At 25.0% G+C, this 21,698-nt stretch carries 16 protein-coding genes and 1 riboswitch; of the genes, 5 read left to right on the plus strand and 11 right to left on the minus strand.

The features are described 5' to 3' along the window. Positions 1-205: 205 nt before the first annotated feature. Positions 206-1,210 carry a 2-hydroxyacid dehydrogenase gene (locus RDY08_RS09545; protein WP_307904178.1) on the minus strand — a complete coding sequence of 335 codons (1,005 nt, stop codon included), beginning with the start codon at positions 1,208-1,210 and terminating at the stop codon, positions 206-208. Positions 1,211-1,309: 99 nt separating this feature from the next. On the opposite strand from RDY08_RS09545, the gene malQ reads away from it, so the two are divergent. Next, entirely contained in the window at positions 1,310-2,848 is a 1,539-nt protein-coding gene (gene malQ / locus RDY08_RS09550; RefSeq protein WP_307904180.1) for a 4-alpha-glucanotransferase, read from the plus strand. A 350-nt stretch (positions 2,849-3,198) separates the two neighbouring features. Here the strand turns inward: malQ and RDY08_RS09555 are convergent, their stop codons facing one another. From RDY08_RS09555 to RDY08_RS09585, 7 genes are all read right to left on the minus strand, one after another. Further along, a complete protein-coding gene (locus RDY08_RS09555; RefSeq protein ID WP_307904182.1) occupies positions 3,199-3,945 on the minus strand; it encodes a hypothetical protein in 747 nt (248 codons plus the stop codon). Positions 3,946-4,339: 394 nt separating this feature from the next. Then, positions 4,340-5,008 carry a class I SAM-dependent methyltransferase gene (locus tag RDY08_RS09560; protein ID WP_307904183.1) on the minus strand — a complete coding sequence of 223 codons (669 nt, stop codon included), beginning with the start codon at positions 5,006-5,008 and terminating at the stop codon, positions 4,340-4,342. 106 nt (positions 5,009-5,114) lie between these two features. Next, positions 5,115-5,531 (minus strand): hypothetical protein, encoded by a 417-nt coding sequence (locus RDY08_RS09565; RefSeq protein WP_307904184.1) that lies wholly within the window; start codon positions 5,529-5,531, stop codon positions 5,115-5,117. A gap of 8 nt (positions 5,532-5,539) precedes the next feature. Continuing rightward, positions 5,540-6,097: a LytTR family DNA-binding domain-containing protein gene (locus tag RDY08_RS09570; RefSeq protein ID WP_307904185.1), complete on the minus strand. Its 558-nt coding sequence runs from the start codon at positions 6,095-6,097 to the stop codon at positions 5,540-5,542. Between the two features lie 257 nt (positions 6,098-6,354). Then, on the minus strand, positions 6,355-8,712 hold the full coding sequence (locus RDY08_RS09575) for a methyl-accepting chemotaxis protein (RefSeq protein WP_307904186.1): 2,358 nt from the start codon (positions 8,710-8,712) through the stop codon (positions 6,355-6,357). 83 nt (positions 8,713-8,795) lie between these two features. Beyond that, on the minus strand, positions 8,796-9,998 hold the full coding sequence (locus RDY08_RS09580) for a putative ABC transporter permease (protein WP_307904187.1): 1,203 nt from the start codon (positions 9,996-9,998) through the stop codon (positions 8,796-8,798). 283 nt (positions 9,999-10,281) lie between these two features. Beyond that, positions 10,282-13,074, minus strand: a complete 2,793-nt coding sequence (locus RDY08_RS09585) for a hypothetical protein (protein WP_307904188.1) — start codon at positions 13,072-13,074, stop codon at positions 10,282-10,284. Positions 13,075-14,009: 935 nt separating this feature from the next. Between RDY08_RS09585 and RDY08_RS09590 the strand changes: the two genes are divergently transcribed. The 3 genes from RDY08_RS09590 to RDY08_RS09600 all read left to right on the plus strand — a co-directional run bounded on the left by RDY08_RS09590 (position 14,010) and on the right by RDY08_RS09600 (position 17,131). Beyond that, the gene (locus tag RDY08_RS09590) at positions 14,010-14,645 is read left to right on the plus strand and encodes a hypothetical protein (protein WP_307904189.1); all 636 of its coding nucleotides are present in this window, start codon (positions 14,010-14,012) and stop codon (positions 14,643-14,645) included. An 18-nt stretch (positions 14,646-14,663) separates the two neighbouring features. Beyond that, positions 14,664-15,308, plus strand: a complete 645-nt coding sequence (locus RDY08_RS09595) for a response regulator (RefSeq protein WP_307904190.1) — start codon at positions 14,664-14,666, stop codon at positions 15,306-15,308. A 110-nt stretch (positions 15,309-15,418) separates the two neighbouring features. Further along, positions 15,419-17,131 (plus strand): sensor histidine kinase, encoded by a 1,713-nt coding sequence (locus RDY08_RS09600; protein WP_307904192.1) that lies wholly within the window; start codon positions 15,419-15,421, stop codon positions 17,129-17,131. Positions 17,132-17,176: 45 nt separating this feature from the next. Here the strand turns inward: RDY08_RS09600 and RDY08_RS09605 are convergent, their stop codons facing one another. Continuing rightward, positions 17,177-18,400 (minus strand): bifunctional 3,4-dihydroxy-2-butanone-4-phosphate synthase/GTP cyclohydrolase II, encoded by a 1,224-nt coding sequence (locus RDY08_RS09605; RefSeq protein ID WP_307904193.1) that lies wholly within the window; start codon positions 18,398-18,400, stop codon positions 17,177-17,179. Positions 18,401-18,521: 121 nt separating this feature from the next. Then, positions 18,522-18,637, minus strand: a riboswitch (FMN riboswitch). Between the two features lie 424 nt (positions 18,638-19,061). Here RDY08_RS09605 and RDY08_RS09610 point away from each other — a divergent pair. Beyond that, positions 19,062-19,397 (plus strand): zinc ribbon domain-containing protein YjdM, encoded by a 336-nt coding sequence (locus RDY08_RS09610; RefSeq protein WP_307904195.1) that lies wholly within the window; start codon positions 19,062-19,064, stop codon positions 19,395-19,397. A gap of 263 nt (positions 19,398-19,660) precedes the next feature. On the opposite strand, the gene RDY08_RS09615 is transcribed toward RDY08_RS09610, so the two are convergent. Together RDY08_RS09615 and RDY08_RS09620 are read right to left on the minus strand one after the other, a co-directional pair. Beyond that, positions 19,661-20,878 (minus strand): DUF1302 family protein, encoded by a 1,218-nt coding sequence (locus RDY08_RS09615; RefSeq protein WP_307904197.1) that lies wholly within the window; start codon positions 20,876-20,878, stop codon positions 19,661-19,663. Next, the gene (locus tag RDY08_RS09620) at positions 20,878-21,663 is read right to left on the minus strand and encodes an outer membrane lipoprotein-sorting protein (RefSeq protein ID WP_307904199.1); all 786 of its coding nucleotides are present in this window, start codon (positions 21,661-21,663) and stop codon (positions 20,878-20,880) included. Before RDY08_RS09620 ends, RDY08_RS09615 begins: the two co-directional genes overlap by 1 nt. Between the last annotated feature and the right edge of the window lie 35 nt (positions 21,664-21,698).

Raw genomic sequence — 21,698 nt, forward strand, 5'->3', positions numbered from 1 at the left:
GTTTTTTATAAGAAATATATATTTTTATATTTCTTCTTTGGTATACTATTTTCGATTTAATTCCATTCTCGATAATTTCTAATTTTAACGCCTTTCCTATATAGTATACTCATTTATTAATAAAAAAACCACTCATTTTCCATAAAAAAAGCAGAGACTTTTCATCTCTGCCTTTTCCCTAGGAATGGCTTAAAAATAACGTTCCCTATTCATATTCAATCTCATTTTCAATAATCTTACCCTTAAAAAAGCTATCTATATTCCCTAAAGTAGTCTCCGTAATATTATATAGAGCCTCTTTTGTAAAAAATGCCTGATGAGATGTCACTATTACATTATTAAATGTTAATAATCTCGCTAACAGATCATCTGTTATTATTTCTCCTGACATATCTTCAAAAAAGTATTCATCTTCCTCTTCATACACATCTAATCCTGCTGCACTTATTTTTTTAGTTTTTAATCCTTTTATAATTGATTTTGTGTCTATTAATTTTCCTCTTCCTGTATTTATTATCATTACTCCATCTTTCATATTGCTTATAGACTCTTCATTTATTATATATTTTGTTTCTGTTGTTAATGGACAATGTAATGATATTATATCAGATTTACAATACAACTCTTTTAATGTAACATATCTAAACCCTAACTCTTTTTCTGCTTTTTTATCAGGATATTTATCATATGCCAAAACATCCATTCCAAAACCATTTAATATTTTTATTACTATTTTAGCTATTTTCCCTGTTCCTATTATACCAGCAGTTTTTTTATGCATATCAAATCCCATTAACCCATTTAATGTGAAATTACCCTCTCTTACTCTTAAATATGATTTATGTATTTTTCTATTTAAAGTCATAATAAGCGCTACTGTATGCTCTGCAACTGCATAAGGCGAATAACTTGGGACTCTAACCACTTTTATTTTTCCTTTAGCTGCCTCCAAATCTACATTATTATATCCTGCACATCTAAGTGCTATTAATTTTACTCCATTTTCTTTTAATTTATTTATAACATTTTTGTTTATATCATCATTTACGAATACACAAACTACATCATATCCTTTTGATAAAGCAACTGTATCTTCACTTAAATGTGGTTTAAAATATTTTAATTTGAAACCATATTTTTTATTTGCATTATTAAAAAAATTTTCATCATACTGCTTTGTATCAAAAAAAGCAATTTTCATATTAACCATCTCCTTTTTATAATCTCATTATACTATTCTTTATGTAAAAAGTCAAGAATTGTGTGATAGAATTAGTCAAAATTTTTAAGATGACAAAATGTATATTTTATGGTAAAATTAAGTAATTATAATACACAAACAAATTTTAGGAGGTATATAACTATGTTTGAAAGAAGCAGCGGAGTTTTATTACATGCAACATCTTTACCGGGTAAGTTCGGTATAGGTACTCTTGGAAAAGAAGCATATCAATTCGTAGATTTCTTAATTAAAAGTAATCAAAAATTATGGCAGACTTATCCACTTGGTCCTACTGGATATGGTGATTCACCTTATCAATGTTTTTCAGCATTTGCTGGAAATCCATTACTAATTAGTTTAGAAACAGTTGTTGAGGATGGACTTTTAACTAATAGCGATTTAGAAACAAATGAAAAATTTGATGAAAGTAAAGTTGATTTTGGAAAAATAATTAATTTTAAATTTCCTATTTTGAAAAAAGCTTTTGACAATTTCTCAAACGGCTCTTTTGAATTAGAAAAAATTAAATTTGAAACTTTTGTCAAAAAAAATTCTAATTGGTTAGATGATTTTTCACTTTTTATGTCTCTAAAAGAACATTTCGGTGGTAAACCTTGGATTGAGTGGGACAATGATATCAAATTAAGAGAAGAGAATGCTCTAAGAGATTATAAAAATAAACTAAAAAATGATATTGAATTCCAAAATTTTATACAATATCTATTTTTTAAACAATGGAAAAAATTAAAAGCATATGCTAATCAAAATTATATAAAAATTGTAGGAGATATCCCTATTTTTGTTGCTTTTGATAGTGCTGACGCTTGGTCTAATCCAGATATTTTTCTATTTGACGAAGAAAGAAAACCAGTAAGAGTAGCAGGAGTTCCACCTGACTATTTTAGTGCTACAGGTCAGCTTTGGGGAAATCCTTTATATAATTGGGATAAATTAAAAGAAACTAATTTTGCTTGGTGGATAGATAGAATCAAAGCAAATCTTGAACTGTCTGATATAATAAGAATAGATCATTTTAGAGGATTTGCTGAATATTGGGCTGTTCCATATGGAGATAAGACTGCAATAAATGGAGAATGGTGGCCTGCACCAGGTAAAGAACTTTTTGAAGCAATTGAAGCTTCACTTGGAAGTTTACCTATTATAGCAGAAGATCTTGGACTTATCACTCCTGATGTAGAAGAATTAAGAGATCATTTTAATTTGCCGGGAATGAAAATATTACAATTTGCTTTTGATTCTTCAGAAGAAAATAATTATATTCCTCACAGTTATAATAAAAATTGTGTAGTTTATACAGGAACTCACGATAATGATACTGTAGCTGGATGGTTTGAAAAAGCTTCAAAAGATGATAAAAAATATGCTTTAGATTATTTTAATAGTAATGGCGAAGATATTTGTTGGGATTTCATTAGAGGAGCTTGGGCTTCTACTGCTGTAATTGCCATAACTCCACTTCAAGATATTTTGAGACTTGGAAGCTTTGCTAGGATAAATACTCCTGGAGTAGCTGCTGGAAATTGGCAATGGAGATTTAAAGCAGAAGATATTACGAATGAGCATATATCTAAATTAAAACACTTAACTACAATATATGGCAGATAAAATTGACAATTAAAAAACTATTTTATAAACAAATTATGCTAATTAAATCGAATAAAATATGACAACGCAGAGGCGCAGAGTTATCAGAGATTCACAGAGAAAATAATAAAATTAAAAATATAAGCTACAGACTTGTTCTGTAGCTTATATTTATTGCTAAATGCTCTCTGTGTAACTTTGCGTTCTCTGCGCCTCTGCGTTGAATCTCCTCTTTTTTACAACTGTTTTTATAACAAAATATAAGAAACTTGTTTTGTTAACGTTCCTAATTTAAGTTTTTTATTTTTTATTTGTGTAAATTGGTGTGAATTGGTGGCTAATCTTTTTTTTTAACCATTCCCAAACTAATATTAAATTCCAAAACTCAATCTAGCTCCAAATACAGGACTTTGAGAATTAGAAAGTGGTCCATCTATTTCTTCGTCATCTAGTTGCCATTTCCCTTGTAAATCTAAATTCATCATATATTCAGCAGATAAATCTAATGAAATAAAGCTTCCTATTCTTTGATGAATATTTAATCTTGGTGCAAACATTAAATATTCTTTTGTTAATATATTTGAATGTGGAGCTGCAATAACTTCTCCAAACTCATTTTTTATATCATCATATATTAGTGTTAAAGTTGCATTTCCTCCACCAAACAAAAATCCAGCACTTACGTTTGTACCTGTGCTTTTTATTAAAAAAAGACCTTTTTCATATACAAATCCGCCATATCCTATTTCCAATTTAACTTTTTTATCTCCAATTATACTCATTATCCTTCCAGTTGCTCCATATCCTCCAAATCTATTTTTGAAAGTTCCACCTATTCCACCGCCACCAAAAGCATACATCACATTATAATTTCCATATTTTTGCCCTTCCAATTCTTTAAATCCAGCTGATTTTAATTTTACATTTAATTCTGAAAGGTCTAAAAATAATACACTTAATAATGGACCGCCATTTCCAACCATTCCTTGTTCATCATTCAGTTCAAAATTCATCATTTCTTTATTATTAATTCTTTTTTCTTTTAACCTTTTTCCATTACCAAATGCTACTGTTGAAAACATAATTGTTGCTAACAAAACTATTAATACTTTTTTCATTCTTATCTCCTCCTTATTTTTTGGTAGTGTCAAATAAAAGTTGCCTTTTTAATCCACTACCCTTTATATTTGTTATCTTTGCACGTTATATTTGACTCCTCTCCCAAAACAAATAACTATTTAATGCTAAATTTTATTTCTATACAATAATTTCTAATATAATTTCAAATACTTTTCAGACCTCATCCCCAGCCCTTCTCCTATCTTAGGAGAAGGGAGTAAAACAACAAATCCAATATCCACGCTATAGTTTTCTCCTAAGTTAGGAGAAAACTACAATAAGAAATGAGGTGTGTCAAAATAAATTCTCATCAAAATTTACATTGTATCTTTCATAAACTTTTGACACTATCATAAGTTTTCTGACTATTCATTTTACATACGTACCATAGTTTCATTTATCAACTTTTTTCCCAAATATTGATAATCCAAAATAATTTTCTGTTACTTCATAGGTTTTGAAATTGCTTTCTTTTAATAACAATAATATTTCATTTTTGGTATATGCTGCATTAATTGAAGATTTCAACCCCTGTTTCATTACTTGTTTTTTTAAATTTGCCTTCATTAATAAGAAAATCAATGGATTTGTATTTCTTTTTAAATCCCCAATGAAAAAATTACCACCAACTTTTAATACTCTTTCTATCTCATTTATTACATTTACCGGATTTTCCCATTCATGAAGTGAATTAGCTGTAAAAACTCCATCAAAAAAACAGTCAGAAAAAGGAAGTTGTTCAGTCGCATCCCCCATCTTTATTGTAAGATTTTCCTTAACACCATATTTTTCTGCATTAATTTTAGCCAATTTTATCATATCTTCGCTTATATCTAACCAAGAGAGAGAGGCATTCGAACATTTTTTTAACCACTCAAGTCCTAAATATCCAGGTCCAGGCCCAATTTCTAAAACTTCACCTTCTATAATTCCCGATTTTATTATCTCATTTGTTTTTAAAAGTCCACGTTCACAAAGTTTTTTTTGCATTTCATCATAATCTTGAACAAGCATTTCTCCTGTAATTCCATGGTTTGTTTCTGGAACTCTTTGTTTTTTCATTTGATTCTCCTCCCTATTATAATTAAAATTATTTTGTTATTTCTTATTTTGAATCCTACTTTTAAATTGTTAATTATCAATTATCCATTGTCAATTATCTTTCCCATCATATATCTTTTAATTTTTTTTGCAAATCTTTTAATTTCATGTTAATAAAAGATGAATAAAAAATATATATAATCACACCTGAAAAACTTGCACCCAAAATCGGTAATATTAACAAATTTAATATATCTCTTCCGCCACTAAAATAAGATACACCAGAAGTTAAGACCATAACTAAAATTACCTCACAAATAATTGTTAATCTCATATTTATTGTTTTCCTAAGAACAAATATAAAAACATACTTAGAAATATATCCTATAATTATTCCTATTAATCCACTTATAAGTAAAGATATTATTATTATTTTACCCTCAACATAATTACTTAACACTCCAATTAAATAAAAACCATCTATAACTATTCCTATAAACATAAATAGTAATATTTCCTTTATTAACTTTATTATCTTCTCCATAAATTTCATCACACTCCTAAATATTTTTTAAATTTTTTTAAATATGTCCTTGTAACTTCAACTTTTTTATTTGTCCCTTCAAATTTAATAATCAGTTTATTATCAAACCATGGGATAATTTGACTTATATTTCTTATACTAACTATATTAGATTTGCTGACTCTCATAAATTCCTTTGAATCTAATTTTTCTTCTAATTCGTACAACTTCTCTTTTATTTTATATATTTTTTTCTCATTTTCAACAATGCAGTATATATTATTATTATCTGCTTCAAAAAATTGGACTTTTTTAAGAGAAATTAATTTTATCTCCTCATCATCTTTCCCAGCTATAAAATCTTTATTAGAGTTGCTGTTATTACAAAAAAATTCATCTAAAAAATCTAAAAATTGATTTAAATTTTCGCTATTAAATAAAATATAAATTTTATTATCTTTTTCTACATTTATAGTTTCATCTATAAAGACAGTATTTGCATTTAAATCTAACTCTATACCTTTTGCTTCTAATAGAGTTTTTATAATTTTAAATTTTTTATCTTCGCAAATTAAAGATGCTTTCATTTGTCACCTCCTTAATTTCATATTAATTTTTTCAGTATCTTTTTTTTAGTAATATTTGAGATAATATTGATTTGTTAGTTATTTGAGTTAAAGTTTATTTCATATAATAATATTATACTAGATAATAATGTTTTTTCAAATAGATTTATTGTATTCTGCAATTTTTCTTCTGTAAAGTGTAATTATATCTCTTTAAGTTTAAATATAATAAAAAAGGACCTGTTAAAACAAGTCCTTTTTTATTTGTTTTTTTAAAATCAATCCAATATTTTCATTATTTCATCAATAAGATTTAACACTATCTCTTTATTTGCTAACGTATCTTGATATAGTTCCATAGCCTTTTCAAAGTTATTCTTTTTAAGTTGTTCATAAATCGATTTAGTATTATTATGAATATTTTTATGAGGCACTAATATCTTTTCCCAAAGCTCTTTAATTTCTATTGGTGGCTTTGTTGAATAATAAGTTATTCCAAAACTACATTGATATTCATTTTCTTCTAAATATTCCTCAATTAAATGCTTTTTAACTTGAACTCCTAATTTTTCTACATATGTAATATGAGCCTTCTTCATCTCTTTTAAAAAATTTTTAATATCTTTTATTGAATATAAATTAAAATTATTTAGTAATTTTGAAAAACTAACATTAAGTTCATTACTTTCATCAATTGTATTATCTATTGTAGTATTAATATAATTTTTAATAGACTTAAATTCAGTAAAAATTTGTTTAATATTATCATTTGTATTAAAAATTTTAGTAGTTGTATCTTTAAGAACATTAACTATTTCTGTATTAAAAGAAGATTGCTCTTCACTTATAGCAGTTAGATTATTTATCTCTTCTGAAATATCTTCAATTTTTTTATCAATATTATAACTTCCTGCAACAACTTTTTCAATATTTTCTTCAGATTTAGTAACGCTCATACCTATTTGATTACCATTTTTATTAACTTCAGATATTTGAGCTTTAATATTTTTTAATATATCATCTATGCTATTTGTTGCTTTTTTAGAATTTTCAGCTAAAGTTCTAATTTCATTAGCAACTACGGCAAACCCTTTCCCCGCTTCTCCAGCCCTAGCTGCTTCTATTGCAGCATTTAATGCAAGTAAATTAGTTTGTTCAGTAATGTTATTAATAGCAGTAATAATTTCTTCTATATTATTTGCTTTAATTACTAAATCATTAGTTTGTTTTTTAAAATTTTCTGCAAATACTTTTAACTCTTTTACTTGTCCATTTATACCATTAATAGCTTTACTGCTAGTATTAGAAGTTTCTATCAACTCATTTATAGATAAAGAAATATTTTGAGCACTTTCTGCAACTATAAAAGATCCGTTAGAAACTTTTTCTTCACTAAGTTTAATTTCCTCTAAAGAACTATTTATACTGTTAATATTATTATTAGTTTCTCCCAATCTGTTTATAGTATCATCCATTAAATCTCCATTTAATAATAGTTCTCTCTTAAATTTATTTATATATAAAATAGTTTTTTTAAAACTAGAAAAAATATCCATTAAAATATTTTTTAAAAATAAAATGCTTTCTTTTAACTTAAAAGAGCTTTTCTCTAATTCATTTTTAGAGTTTGAATTTACATTAATTTTACTAATTGAATTATAATTATTCATTTTAATATTTTCAGAAATATTTTCAATTAATAAAACTTTAGATAATATACTTTTTATAATATATATATATATTGGAATAGAAATTAATAATATAAAAATCCCAATATACAAAATATTTTTTATAACTTCGTAAAAAATATTTTGTAATAATGATATATCTTCTTTTGTTAAAATAGCACCTATAATTTTACCATTAAAATCTGTTAAATAATTTGCAACATACATATTAGAATTTATATATTTAAAAAAGCCAAAATTTTTATCAAAAATTTTATCATTATTATCAAGTATATATTTTTTAATTTGAGTTAAATTAAAAATATTTTCAAATTTATTATTACCATCTTCATAAAACATATTATCTTCTTTTTCATTTTTCCAATTATATACTTGATATAAAATATTTTCATTCTCTAAATTAGATAAAAACTTTTTATTTAATTGAATACCCGCTTCCACTGTACCTATAAATTTATTATCATAATAAACAGGAGAAACATATCGAAGTATAAGTCCACTTTTTCCAATTTCAATACCTTTAATATTTTTTTTATTTTTATTAGATGCAACGATTGTTTTTCTCCAACTTAAGTCATCTCCAGATTTATCATAATTATTAGTTCTTAAAAATGATTTAATATCCTTTGTATGAAAATGTATAATAGATATTGCATATTTTATTTTTAAATTATTTAAATCATATTGTGTATTTAAATAATCAAATAATTCTTTTTTTTGATTATTGTAAAAATATAGTTGTACTTTTTCATCATTTTTAATTTCATCAATAATTAAATTTAAAATAACTCCTTTTTTATTTAACTCTTTAGATATAATCTTTTTTTGAGCACTATATTTTGTTTTTAATAAATTATTTTGAAATATTTTAGTAGTAAAAAAAAGTACAAATATACTAAAAATTAAAAAACCAGAAAAAACAAAATTAAAAATTTTCTTTAAGCTCATAATAACCACCCCTTTATATTTTTATTCTAACTTCCGTTTTATAAATTGTCAAGTTTTTGTAGAGAAAAATATTATTGCTCTCCCTAATCTAAAATATTTTTTAACTTCCCTGTAAAAGAAGTTGCAAACTCTTTTGTTGCTAGATATTTATCTACAAAAGTAACTATAAAAGATTCCTTATATCTTGGCGGTATAATTGTTAATGGCCACATATGTTTTATTATTATATCCTTTTCTATTTTATTTAACTTAAAATTCTTTTCTGAATTTTTTAATGCTATCTTTGGATGTGCAAACCCATGTAACTTATTCTTTGCTAAATCCGGCTCACTATGATTTCTCCAATCATATAAGAAAAAATCATGCAAAAGTCCCCCTCTTGCTGTTGATTTATAATCAGCTCCTATATATTTACTTATTTTATAAGATAAATATGAAACTTCTAATACATGTTTATATATTGATGAATTATGATGATAAAAATTCTTTAATTTTAAAAATTCTTTATTCTCTATAATATCCTTTACAATATTATAATACTCCTCCTCAGAAGGAGTTTTTCCTTTTTCATACTCTATTTTTTTGCTATTTATTAAAGATATGATTTTCCCTACTCTTTGGCTAAGACTATCAGATATATTTTTATATATAAATCCACTTAAATTTGGAAAGGCTTTTGTCAATCTTATTGTTGATAAAAAAATCTTTTCTATCTCTAAGTTATTTAGATTTTCATGATTTTCTTTAAAGAATAATATTTTCCTCTTAAATCTACTTAAAGCATTAGAAGATATAATTAAATCTGTTATAAAATATAATATCATCATAACAGATATTCCTTCTAATATTTCAGGATTTTGTTTATATAAGATTTTTTTAAAAAATGGATGTATTTCATAATTAAATATAATTGCTAATACCATCCATGCTAATGAAAATTTTAAACATACTTTTCCACCGATATTAAATCTGTCCTTAGAATAATCCCACAACTTAACTTTATATATCATTTCTAATAATTCTCCTACAATATATTCTATAATTGTTAAAATAATAAAAAATATTAAACTTTTTAAAGCTATATTATCAAATTTTCCATTATTCAAACTATTATTTATCCAAACAACTGTTAAGGCCCCAATTCCATAAATAGGGGTGAATGGCCCCATCAAAAATCCAGCATTTACAAATCTTTTCTGTCTATAAGAACGATATACCACTTCTAAAATCCATCCTAAAAATGAGTAAATTGTAAAAAACATTATAACATAAAATATATTTTCCATAAATTCACATCCTTAATTATTATTTTTTACATTATCCTCTTTTTATATCTACTTCTATTATCCCTATTTTTTTACTTCTAGAAATTCTCCAAAGCAACCTCCAAAACTAATTATTAATAATAATTTTTTTAATCTCTTCATCTTTTATCTCTTCCTTTTTATATTATACACTATTTATAGTCGAAATGAAACAATAAAAAGTCAAGAGAATAAAAATAAAGAAGCAATTTTTATTAAAAAAATTGCTTCTTTATGATTTTTTTACTATTCTTTACATTTAATTTTAATATCTATCTATAAATTCCTCTTTACAATCTTGCATTATAAGTTCTGCATCTTTTTCTTCTACATTTAAATCAGATATTTCATAAGTCCCTACATCAGAAATAATTCCAACATTAGTTAATACACTATTTATAAAGTTTTCAGCTTTTAAAGTTGTGGTTTTTAATTCTATTTCCCCTGTTGGCGTTACTGATAATAGTGCTGGATTTTTGCTTTTATAACCATTTGAATCTACCTCTCCAATTGCACCTGCTGCATATAACATTTTATTATCATCTCTTTTAAAAACTCCATTAAATTCTACACTTTCCCCTTCTCCTGTAACTCTTTTGGACCATCCATATACACCATCACTTGAAAATTTAATAAAATCTGTAGCATAACCCTCATCTATCAAAACTTTTGCCATTCCAATTACACCAACATCAGCTACAACTTCTAAATCTGTAAATGGATAATCTATCTCATTCATTACTCTATTCCATTTCAAATCTCCATTTTGTGAAAATTTAGCTATAAATCCTCCTTTTTCAGCCCATCCTGAAATATAAAATCCTTCATCTTCCGATGTAACTATAGAATCAAACCTTGTTGCTAATGCCTCTTGATCATCATCTAAATTATCAATTATTATATATTTATCCCAAACTTTATTCCAATTTTCATCATATTTTATCATTACACCTTGTGGAATAAATACTCCTCTATTTACATTACCTATTACTACATACCCATCTTTTACAGGTGCTGCTCCAATTATATCTACAAATACTCCCTCTTCTCCTTCTTGATCTGGAAAAACATTATATGTCATTTTTTCCTTCTTTTCAATTACTCCATTGGAATTTACAATCATAAAACTCCCGCCAAATGATACTATAAATTTATCTTGTGTTATTTTAGCTAAATGAGTCTCTAAAGTTAATCCGCCTACATCTACATTTAAAACTTTTCCCCAAACACTTTCTCCATTTTCATTTAATTTTGCTATAATAACTCCCTCACCTGTAATTCCAGCTACAATATATCCATCACTAATTTTTTTTATTTTATTAAGAAATAATGTTAACTTCTCTCCTTCAACTTTAACCTTTGCAAATTTATTAAAAATGATATTTCCATCTTTATCATAATTTGTTAACATTGAAAATTGAAATGGTGCACTTGCTAATGCCATAAATCCATTTTCTCCATTTGTAACTATATCCTTATAGTCATAATACCCCATTAACATTATTGGATTTTCTGGCATTTCTGCTCCACTTAAAATTTCATCCATAGTTGGAATATTTCCATAAAATTTATATTTTTTTATCCACCCTTTTTCTAATTCTGGCACCTCTTCTGGTTTATATTCTCCATCTCCATCATTAAAATACTCTGCTGATACTATTTTCTTTTCATAAATAGGCATTGTATATTCATATCCATCTAATCCTAAACCATTAAATCCTATTATTGCTTCTATTCCTCCATATACATTCCACCATGGATTTTTATCTATATCTGCTTCTCCTCTGAAATATAACAATACTTTTCCAGTTCCTGCTAATACTGCATTTGTATATAAAGCTACTTCAAATTTTGCTCCTGTATACATTTTAAACTTTGCATTTGCTTCAATTTCAGGTTGAGAAAAATCAAAATTATTATTTAATTCTCTTTTTCCTCCCCACTCTCCATTACTATAGCTTATTTTAACTTCAGCTGTTGCTTGTTCCGATAAAGAGTATTTAAATTTACCATTTATCTCTCCATTACTTCCAACTACCAAATACATAGATGGAGTTATTACTATTGGTACATTTCCTATAAATATATTAAATGGCATAAATGAATAACTAATTAATTTTACTTCCTTATCCCAAGTTTTATGTAAATTTCCAGTTATTTTTAAATTACCAGAGATATTACTATCTACCCCAAAGCCAAACTCTTTTATTGTAAATCCAGATATATCTATATCAAAATCTATTCCAGGATCTATAGATAACTCTCCCTCCAATTTTATTTGGTCATCTGTTGTGTTTTCATCATTGTCTTCATCATATACAACTGTATTTATCTGACAAACCATATCTCTTGCTTCATCTACTCTTGATATTTTTATCCCTCTATAATTTGTAGAAACTCTCTTTATATCATTTTTAGTTAATTTAATTTTTTTATTTACTTTTGCTTGTTCTACAACGTCAGTTATCTTTGCTGGCTTAAAAATAATCTCTTTTTTTCCATTTTTCTCTATAATACTATCAACTTTTACCAATAATCCTTTTGGAAACTTATCACTTACTCCAGATACTATTATATCATCTTTTTTATAAGGAATCTCCTCTCCAACTGAAAATATAATTTTATTATTATCTATATCAACTTCATCTATCTTATTTTTGGTATCTTCATCTAAAACAACTGCTTTATCTGATATTTTTACTGGTGTTTTTACTGCTTTTATTTTTAATATATTACTCTCCAAATCTTTGTATTTGGCTTTTATGCTATATTCCCCCTCTTTAGTTGTAGTAAAAACATTTCCAGTTATACTCTCACCATTAACATAATATGCAATATCTGTTGTTATCTCTTTTTCGACACCATTTCCATCCTTTTCTATTGCTTTTAGTGTTGTTTTCTCTACTCCATTTGCCTCAATTTCTAATTTGTCAGAAGTTATTACAATAGATTTTTCTATATTTTTCTCTTCTGTTTCTGGAGTTGTACTTGAAAAACACCCTCCTAAATTTAACATTAACACCAATGTTCCTAGTAAAATAATTATTCTCTTTTTCATTTAAATAGCCTCCTCTTATTATTTCTCTCAGTAATATTAATTATAATTTATTATATATTTTATTAATAGTGGTATTGGTAACTTTTACCAAATGACAAAAGTAATTCTTTTTATCTTATTTAATTACAGATGCTATTGATTTCTATATAATATTAGGCTATACTATATTTATAATTTTATTGCTAAGGAACGTTTAAAAAATAATGTCCTCATATTTTTAAGCCATTCCTAAAAAGTAGAGGAGTTTTTTTATGGGAGATGGAAGATATTATACACCTTATATGTTTTTTGCTATTTTAATATTAACTTTTTCTTCTATTTTATTAACCTTATCAACTGTTTTCTTTTACATAAGGAGAAAAAAAAAGCTTATAAATAACTCTTTAATTATAATTTTAATATTAAATTATATTTTTGTAATTTCTCTATTTTTAGATAAAGTTATCTTTAGTCTAAAAATCTCTTTTTACTTAAAAAATATTATCTACTATACATATTTTTGTATACTAAACTATTTTGATTTCTATATTTTAATATTTTTAAAGGAACGTATTAAAAAAGATAATAAATATTTATCTGCTATTTTTTTCTTTATTACTATTTTTACTTTTACTTTAACAACCTTAAATTTTATACTAAATATTAAATATAAAATACTTTTTTATCCTATTTATTTTAATAAGATAGTTTTTTCAAATCTATTTTATATAATTTTTTATCTAAATATATTTACACTATTTATATCCTCTATGTATAAAATTATAAAATATAAACCAAATATATATTTTATAAAGGCAAATTTATTAATAATTTTTACTATTTTTATTGAAATTTTTTTACTGTTTTTTATAAATATTCATATTTTTAACATAGAGTTATTTTACTATTATATCCCAATCTCAATATTTACTTTAATTTATGTGGGATTAAAATTTATGCCTGATTATTATATACCTGAACTATTTTCTAACACCATTTATAAATTAAATGAACTTATTATAATAACAGATATAGATGGGAAAATATTATTTAAAAATCATAATTTTTTTATTATAGATATAAAAAGCATAGATTTTATTTATAACAATAATATAATCTCTATATTTAATAATTTTAATGTAACTACTTTAACAAAAGAATCTAATTCTCAAGAAAATATTTTTAAAATTTTCTTAAATAACAAAGAATATTATCTGTCTTATGTTAAAGATAAAATCAAAAAAAATAGTAACTATTTTTTTATCTATAAAATTAAAGATATCTCATCTTTTTATTCTACTCTAATGGAATTAGATAAAAAAAATACCTCTTTGAAATATATAAATTTTCAATTAACAAAATACTCTGATAAAAATAAAGAGTATAATTATGAAAACAGAAAAAAGGAGTTACTAAACAATATACAAAATTCTCTTGGACACAATATTATTGAATTGGTAAAATTATTGGAATCATACAACATTATAAAAGGTAATTCAAATAAAAAATATAGTATACTAACTAAATCTATTAATAAATCAAGAAAAATTTTAACCGATATTAGGAATACCGTTAATAATTTTAAAAAATAGAGACGAGAGGTGTGAATTATGATTAATATTATCATTGCAGATGACCAAATTTTATTAGCAGAATCTTTAAAGTTAATATTGGAAACTGATAAGGAATTAAAAGTTAATGCCATTGTAGAAAATGGAATTTTAGCAATAAAAAAAGTTGAAGCTAGCAAACCAGATGTTATATTATTAGATATAAATATGCCTAAATTAAATGGAATAGAGACTGCTAAAAAAATTAAAAAAATATCTCCTAATACAAAAATTTTAATGCTTACTACTTTTGAGAATAGAGAAAACATTATAGATTCTTTTGTTTCTGGTGCTGATGGATATATTGTAAAAGATATCTCCCCAGAAGAACTAATTGCTGCGGTAAAGTTTACATATAAAGGATTACATATAACTCATTCAAGTGTACATAAAATTTTAATAGATGAGTTTTTAAAATTAAAAAGCAGAAAAAATATATTAGATTCTAACTCTTCTCAATTAACAGAAACTGATTTAGATATTATAAAATTAATTGCTCAAGGAAAAAGTAATAAAGAGATTTCTAAAAGTTTATATTTTGCAGAAGGAACTATAAAAAATAAGATATCATCCATTTTAAATAAATTAGATTTAAGGGATAGAACTCAAATAGCTATTTTTGCAATTGAAAATAATCTTATATAGGGACGAAAAATAACTTACCCATTTAGTTTATAAAATAGGCAATGTTTCTAGCCTTTTTATAAACTAATATGAGAACATTATTTTTTAAACGTTCCATAGGAGTAAAAATTATGAATTATAACTTAAAATTAGAGATATTTTATATAGAATTTTGGCATATTTTATTTATAACCCTATCTTTAGGAGCTATATTTTATCTATATTTAAAATCTAAAAAAAGCAAACTATTATACTCTTTTATATATCTTCAATTATTAATAATAGTATGGATGATTGCTAAAATATTAAAAACAGTCTCTTACAATGTTAATTTGCGTTGGTTCTTTATTGTAATGCAATACTTTGCAGTATCTTTTATAGGTGTTGCTTTTTTAGAGTTTGCATATATCTACCTACATAAAAAAATAATTAAAAAGAAACTTAGATTATTTATATATATTTTTCCTATTTTGCAAATAATAACTGTTATCACAAACCCTTGGCATCACTTATTTTATAAAACTTTTACCTTTTATAGTGATAGTTTTGGGATACTTTTTTATTTATACCTTTTTATAGAATACCTAATGATTTTCATAGGTATATTTTGGTGTGCAAAAAAATTAAAAAACTCTTTTTATACAAAAACAAAAAAAGAGCTTTACCTTATATCAACAGCTATTTTATTTCCCTTTTTATTTAATTTTATCTATATTTCTGGTCTATTAAAAAATTTTTTTTATAAACTTAATATTAGATTTGTATTTGATATTACACCATTATCTTTTACAATATCTCTTTTAATTTTTGTATATATAATATTTAACTATGAATTTTTAGATGTTATCCCTATTTTAAAAGAAAATATCATTAAATATGTAGATTCTGCAATTATTTTAACTGATAAAAATTTTCAAATAATAGAAATAAATAACTCTGCCAAAGAGCTATTTGATATATATAATGTAAAAATTGATAACTTTAGAGAGCTATATTTTAAAATGTTTGATAAAAACCCTAAATTAGATGAAGTCAATGTCCAATTTACAGAATTAAATATAAATAACAAAAAAATATATTTTGAAGTTAAATCTCTTTCTATTTTAGATAATAGTAAAAACAGTATAGGAACTATTTTTAATATAACTGACACTACTGATTTAAACAACTTAAAATCAGATTTAGAATTAAAAAATAAAACTATACTTGCTTCAAATAAACAATTGAAACAAAGAATTTTGTTATCTCAAAAAATTTCTGAAATAAAAGTTTCTAATTTAGTTGCAAGAGAGTTACATGATATTTTAGGTCATTCTCTAACTCTTGTTATTAATCTGTTAGAATCTTCTAAAATATATTTTAATAAGAATAGAGAACTCTCTAATAATCTTATAAATGAATCTATAAAAATATTAAATTTAGGATATAACGACTTAAAAAAAAGTTTAAATAACAAAGTTACGAAAGAAAAAAATAGCGATGATTTAAAAGAAGAACTTTTATTACTAATAAATAGATTTAAACAAGCTGGATTAAATATAAAATTCTCTATTTCTGGAGAAAACACACTATTTTGTAATAAAAAATATACTTTTATAAAGAAAATATGTCAAGAGGCTCTAACAAACTCTTTAAAATATTCTGATACAAAAGCTGTATTTTTATCAGTAAAATTTAAAAATAAAAAATCCCAAATAAACATTATTGATAGTGGAAAAGGTTGTGATAACATTATAAAGGGAACTGGTTTAAATAGTATGGAATATAGAGTTAAAGAGTTTAACGGAACCTTTAATTATACAAGTGAAAAAAATCAAGGATTTATAATATATGCTGAGTTATAAAATCTATAAAAAACAGGAGACGTTTAATCTCCTGTTTTTTATCTTTTATTTTTCACTTTTTTTATTTTCATCTTTTAAATTAAGTATATGTCCTAACTTTTCTTCTTTAGTTTCAAGGTAAAATCTGTTTTCAACTTTTGGTTCCATTTTTATAGGAACTCTTTCTGTTATTTTTAATCCATATCCTTCTAATCCTACTATTTTTCTTGGATTATTTGTTAATAATCTTATACTTTTCATTCCAATATCTGCTAATATTTGTGCTCCCACTCCATAATCTCTCAAATCATCTTTAAACCCCAATTTTTCATTTGCTTCCACTGTATCATATCCTTTATCTTGCAGATGATATGCGTGAATTTTATTTGTAAGTCCAATCCCTCTTCCTTCTTGTCTTAAATATAAAATTACTCCTTCTCCTTTTTCTTCTACCATTTTCATCGCGGTATGAAGTTGATCCCCACAATCACATCTTCTAGAACCAAATACATCTCCTGTTAAACATTCTGAATGAACTCTCACTAAAACATTTTCTTTTCCTTCTACATCTCCTTTTATAAGCGCCACATGTTCTTTTCCATCTATATCATTTTCATAAGCGTATATCTTAAAAATTCCATAATCAGTTGGCATTTTCGCTTCACTAACTCTTCTTACCAATTTTTCCGTTTTATTTCTATATTCAATTAATTTTTCTATTGAAATTATTTTCAAATCATGTTTTTTTGCAAATTCTCTTAATTCAGGAAGCCTTGCCATTGTTCCATCTTCCTTTAATATTTCACATATTACTCCTACTGGTTTTAATCCTGCCATTTTAGCCAAATCTACTGCTGTTTCTGTATGTCCTGCTCTATTTAATACTCCACCTTTTTTAGCTATTAGAGGAAAAATGTGCCCTGGTCTTCTAAAATCTTCAGCTTTTTTACTCTCATCTGCTAAATCAAATACTACTTTAGCTCTATCTCCTGCAGATATTCCTGTTGTAGCTCCTTCTTTTGCATCAACTGAAATTGTAAAAGCTGTTCCAAACATATCTGTATTTTCAGATGTCATTAAATTTAATCTTAGTTCTTTTGCTCTATCTTCTGTTATTGGAGCACAAATAAGACCTCTCCCAAATTTTGCCATAAAATTTATCATTTCAGGTGTAACTTTTTCTCCTGCAGCTATTAAGTCTCCTTCATTTTCTCTATTTTCATCATCTACTACAATAACCATTTTACCATTTTTAATATCTTCTAATGCTTCCTCAATTTTATTTAACATTTTTATTCGTTATAAAAAAATTCTTATAACGATTTCACCACCTTTCTTTTTATTTTTATATATAATTTTCAAAAAAATAAAAAGCCCTAAGAACGTTTAAAAACTAAGGGCTTTTTTTTAATTATAATTTCTATCATCCAGACTTTAACTGTCGGTTTTGGAATTGCACCAAATCAAGCTTACGCCTCGCGGACTATTACCGCCGGTAGGGAATCACACCCTGCCCCGAAATATTTTGTTTTTATAAATCAAATTTATACTTTTCTCTTAAATAAATATACCACTTCTTACTTGTTTTGTCAACTTTCTTTTCTATTTAATTTTTCTAAGTTCTACAGTTTAATTGAAAAAACAACTCTCATAAAAAGAAATTCTTTTTAACCAATGCCATCAAGGATAATTTAACAATATAAAATAAGTGCTAGATATGGCAAAAGATTCAGCACAAAGACACAAAGTTCTCTAAGGTACACTAAGAAAACATTTTTTATTCTTTGAGTAATAAACTTATTATCCCTCTACACAATCCCCTCTTTGTGACCCTTTGTGCTCTCCTTTCTTCGTGCTGAATCTTTTATGTTTTAAAAAAAATTTCGCAAAACCATATATTTATGATATAATAAATTTAAACTAAATTATAATAAAAAAAAGGAGAGCAAAAATGAATAATTTACCAAATTGTCCTGAATGTAATTCGGAGTATACTTATAGCGATGGGAATCTTTTCATATGTCCTGAATGTGGTTATGAATGGACTCCAGAGTCAGAAAATGAAAGTAACGAAAAAGTTTTTAGAGATGCAAATGGAAATATTTTAAATGATGGAGACACTGTAGCATTAATAAAAGACTTAAAAATCAAAGGGAGTTCTACAGTTATAAAAATAGGAACTAAAGTAAGAAATATTAGACTTGTGGATGGAGATCACAATATAGACTGTAAAGTTAATGGCGTTGGAGCTATGAAATTAAAATCTGAATTCGTAAAAAAAATATAGAAAACTTAAAAAGTTATATCTTAAAAAAGAGCCTTTAACAAAAATTGTTAGAGACTCTTTTTTTTATATTTTATTTTGAATTTCTCCATAAAATTATTTCAACCTATCTTCTCAATTAATAGTATCAATTAACAACATGATTAGAACCCAAAAAGGTAGTTTTCTAAAATCATACCACTACATATAGTTTCGTAAAAACTTTCGAACACTATATGTAGTGGTATGAAGAAAACTAAATACCTTTTTGTGGGTCAATCATAATATTAAAAACTATATTTTACTTTTGTATAAATCATATCATTATTATCAAATTGTCCAAAAGGTCCACTATCTCCAACAAAAATATCTCCTCCACCTATTATATTAAATCCATCAAATAAGCTATAATCAACCTTTGTTTTTATTAAAGCATCTTTTGTTTCTACATTATAATATGCAAACAGTTGACAAAATAGAGTATCTCTTAAAAACTTATCATTAATGTTTAAAGTTAATGTAGTCTTTAGTTTATCTTGCATAACCTCATCTTCATCTTTATAATCCAATATATATTCTTGAATAATTTGATTGCTTAAATTTACACCTAATATATTATAGTCTATGCCAATCATATAATTCAAATCATTCTTTTTTACTACTCCTTCATTTAAAATATTTTTTGTTTGCAACGCTTTATCAATATATAATGCTCCTTCTCCTCTTAAAATAAGACCAGCTACTGATTTACTAAAACTTCCACCTATAATTTTATTTCTATAATATTCAGGTTGAACTACTAATCCAGAACTCCCTTTTGAAATATTATTTACAGGTGTAGAATTCCATAAATATCCACTTATTAATTCATAATCTAAAAAATCATTTATAGAAGAAATTTTTATAGCAAAACTACTATTTTTCAAATTATTCTTCATTGACATTTTAGATAAATCCATTGTTGCGTTCTCAAATTCCTGAGGCTTTTTTATTGCCCAAATAGAATTTGAAGCTGGTAATATATCTCCTTGAAAATCTGGTATAAATACTGTTTCTACTGTAGTATCTCCAAAATAATAATCTAATTTAGCAGCATTAACCCCTATCCTTATCTCATCAAAATCTGGCAATATAAATTCTGTCAAATCTTTCGGAGAAATAACATCAGTAATAAATACTCCATCAGCTTTTCCAAATATTATCTGTTGTTTCCCTATTCTTAAATCAAAATTTTCAAAATAAAGGTCTATATATCCCTCTTTTAATTTTAAATCAATATTAGATTCAGAATTATAATTATAAAGAATTGGATTTATATGTAATTTCCCTTTATCTCCACTATAATCTAAATTCAAATTAAAGCTATTTTGTAAAATGGAATAATCTCCATTCTGCAATAAAACTCCTGTGTAGTTTTGCAAATAACCAGTTGTTTCTAACTGATTTGCAAATACTCCCTGAGTAAATAAAAGCCCTAATGAAATCAATAACAATATCTTTTTCATTATCTAACACCTCTTTTCATCATTCTTTCTGTAAATTGCCTATCTGAAATATTAGTATTATGCTTTACATCTTTTAATGAAATTGTTGTTTTATGATTATTTTGTATATTTGTCATTACACTTTTCATTACCGTTAATATTCCATCTATTTCATCTATCTTTTTTATTTCCAAAGTCTTCAATAACTCTCCATCTTCATCATAAAATTCTCTTTTTAATCCAATCCATTTATCTTTTATAACCCAGCTTATAACTTTAGAGTACATATAATCTTCATCTTTTGTAATACTCTCTATAACATAACAATTTTCACCATTCAATTTTTCCATTTTAATTATTTTATGATTATCCTCTTTTGGTTTTCTATCTCCCAAATCATCATATGTGAAATCAGAACCCATAAAATAATCACTTTTACTATCACTTGATATAGCTTTTATTCTTTTTATTGCTGGTAAATATATCCATTGTTCATCATTTTTATTTTCATCATCGTAACTCCAATTCATAAAAGATGTATTTTTTATATCCGATGGTGCTGTAAAAAACATTATTTTTTTGGTAACTTTTCCAAAATCTTTTGAAAACTGCGATATTTTTCTAATTCTCTTATCTCCATACCTGTTTTCTAGTGTCATAGTCATTTTAGAAGTTTGACTATTTCCTGTATCTCTATTGTAGACTTTTTCCATAACCTCTAGTCCTGTCATATCAAATGCAAAACTATAACTTCCTAATATTACCATCATTCCCATTATTATTACTGTTTTTATTAACTTTTTCATTTTCTTCTCCTCCTTCTAATTTTGTATTTATCTGT

This window comes from Haliovirga abyssi (assembly GCF_030295325.1).
Lineage (GTDB): Bacteria > Fusobacteriota > Fusobacteriia > Fusobacteriales > Haliovirgaceae > Haliovirga > Haliovirga abyssi.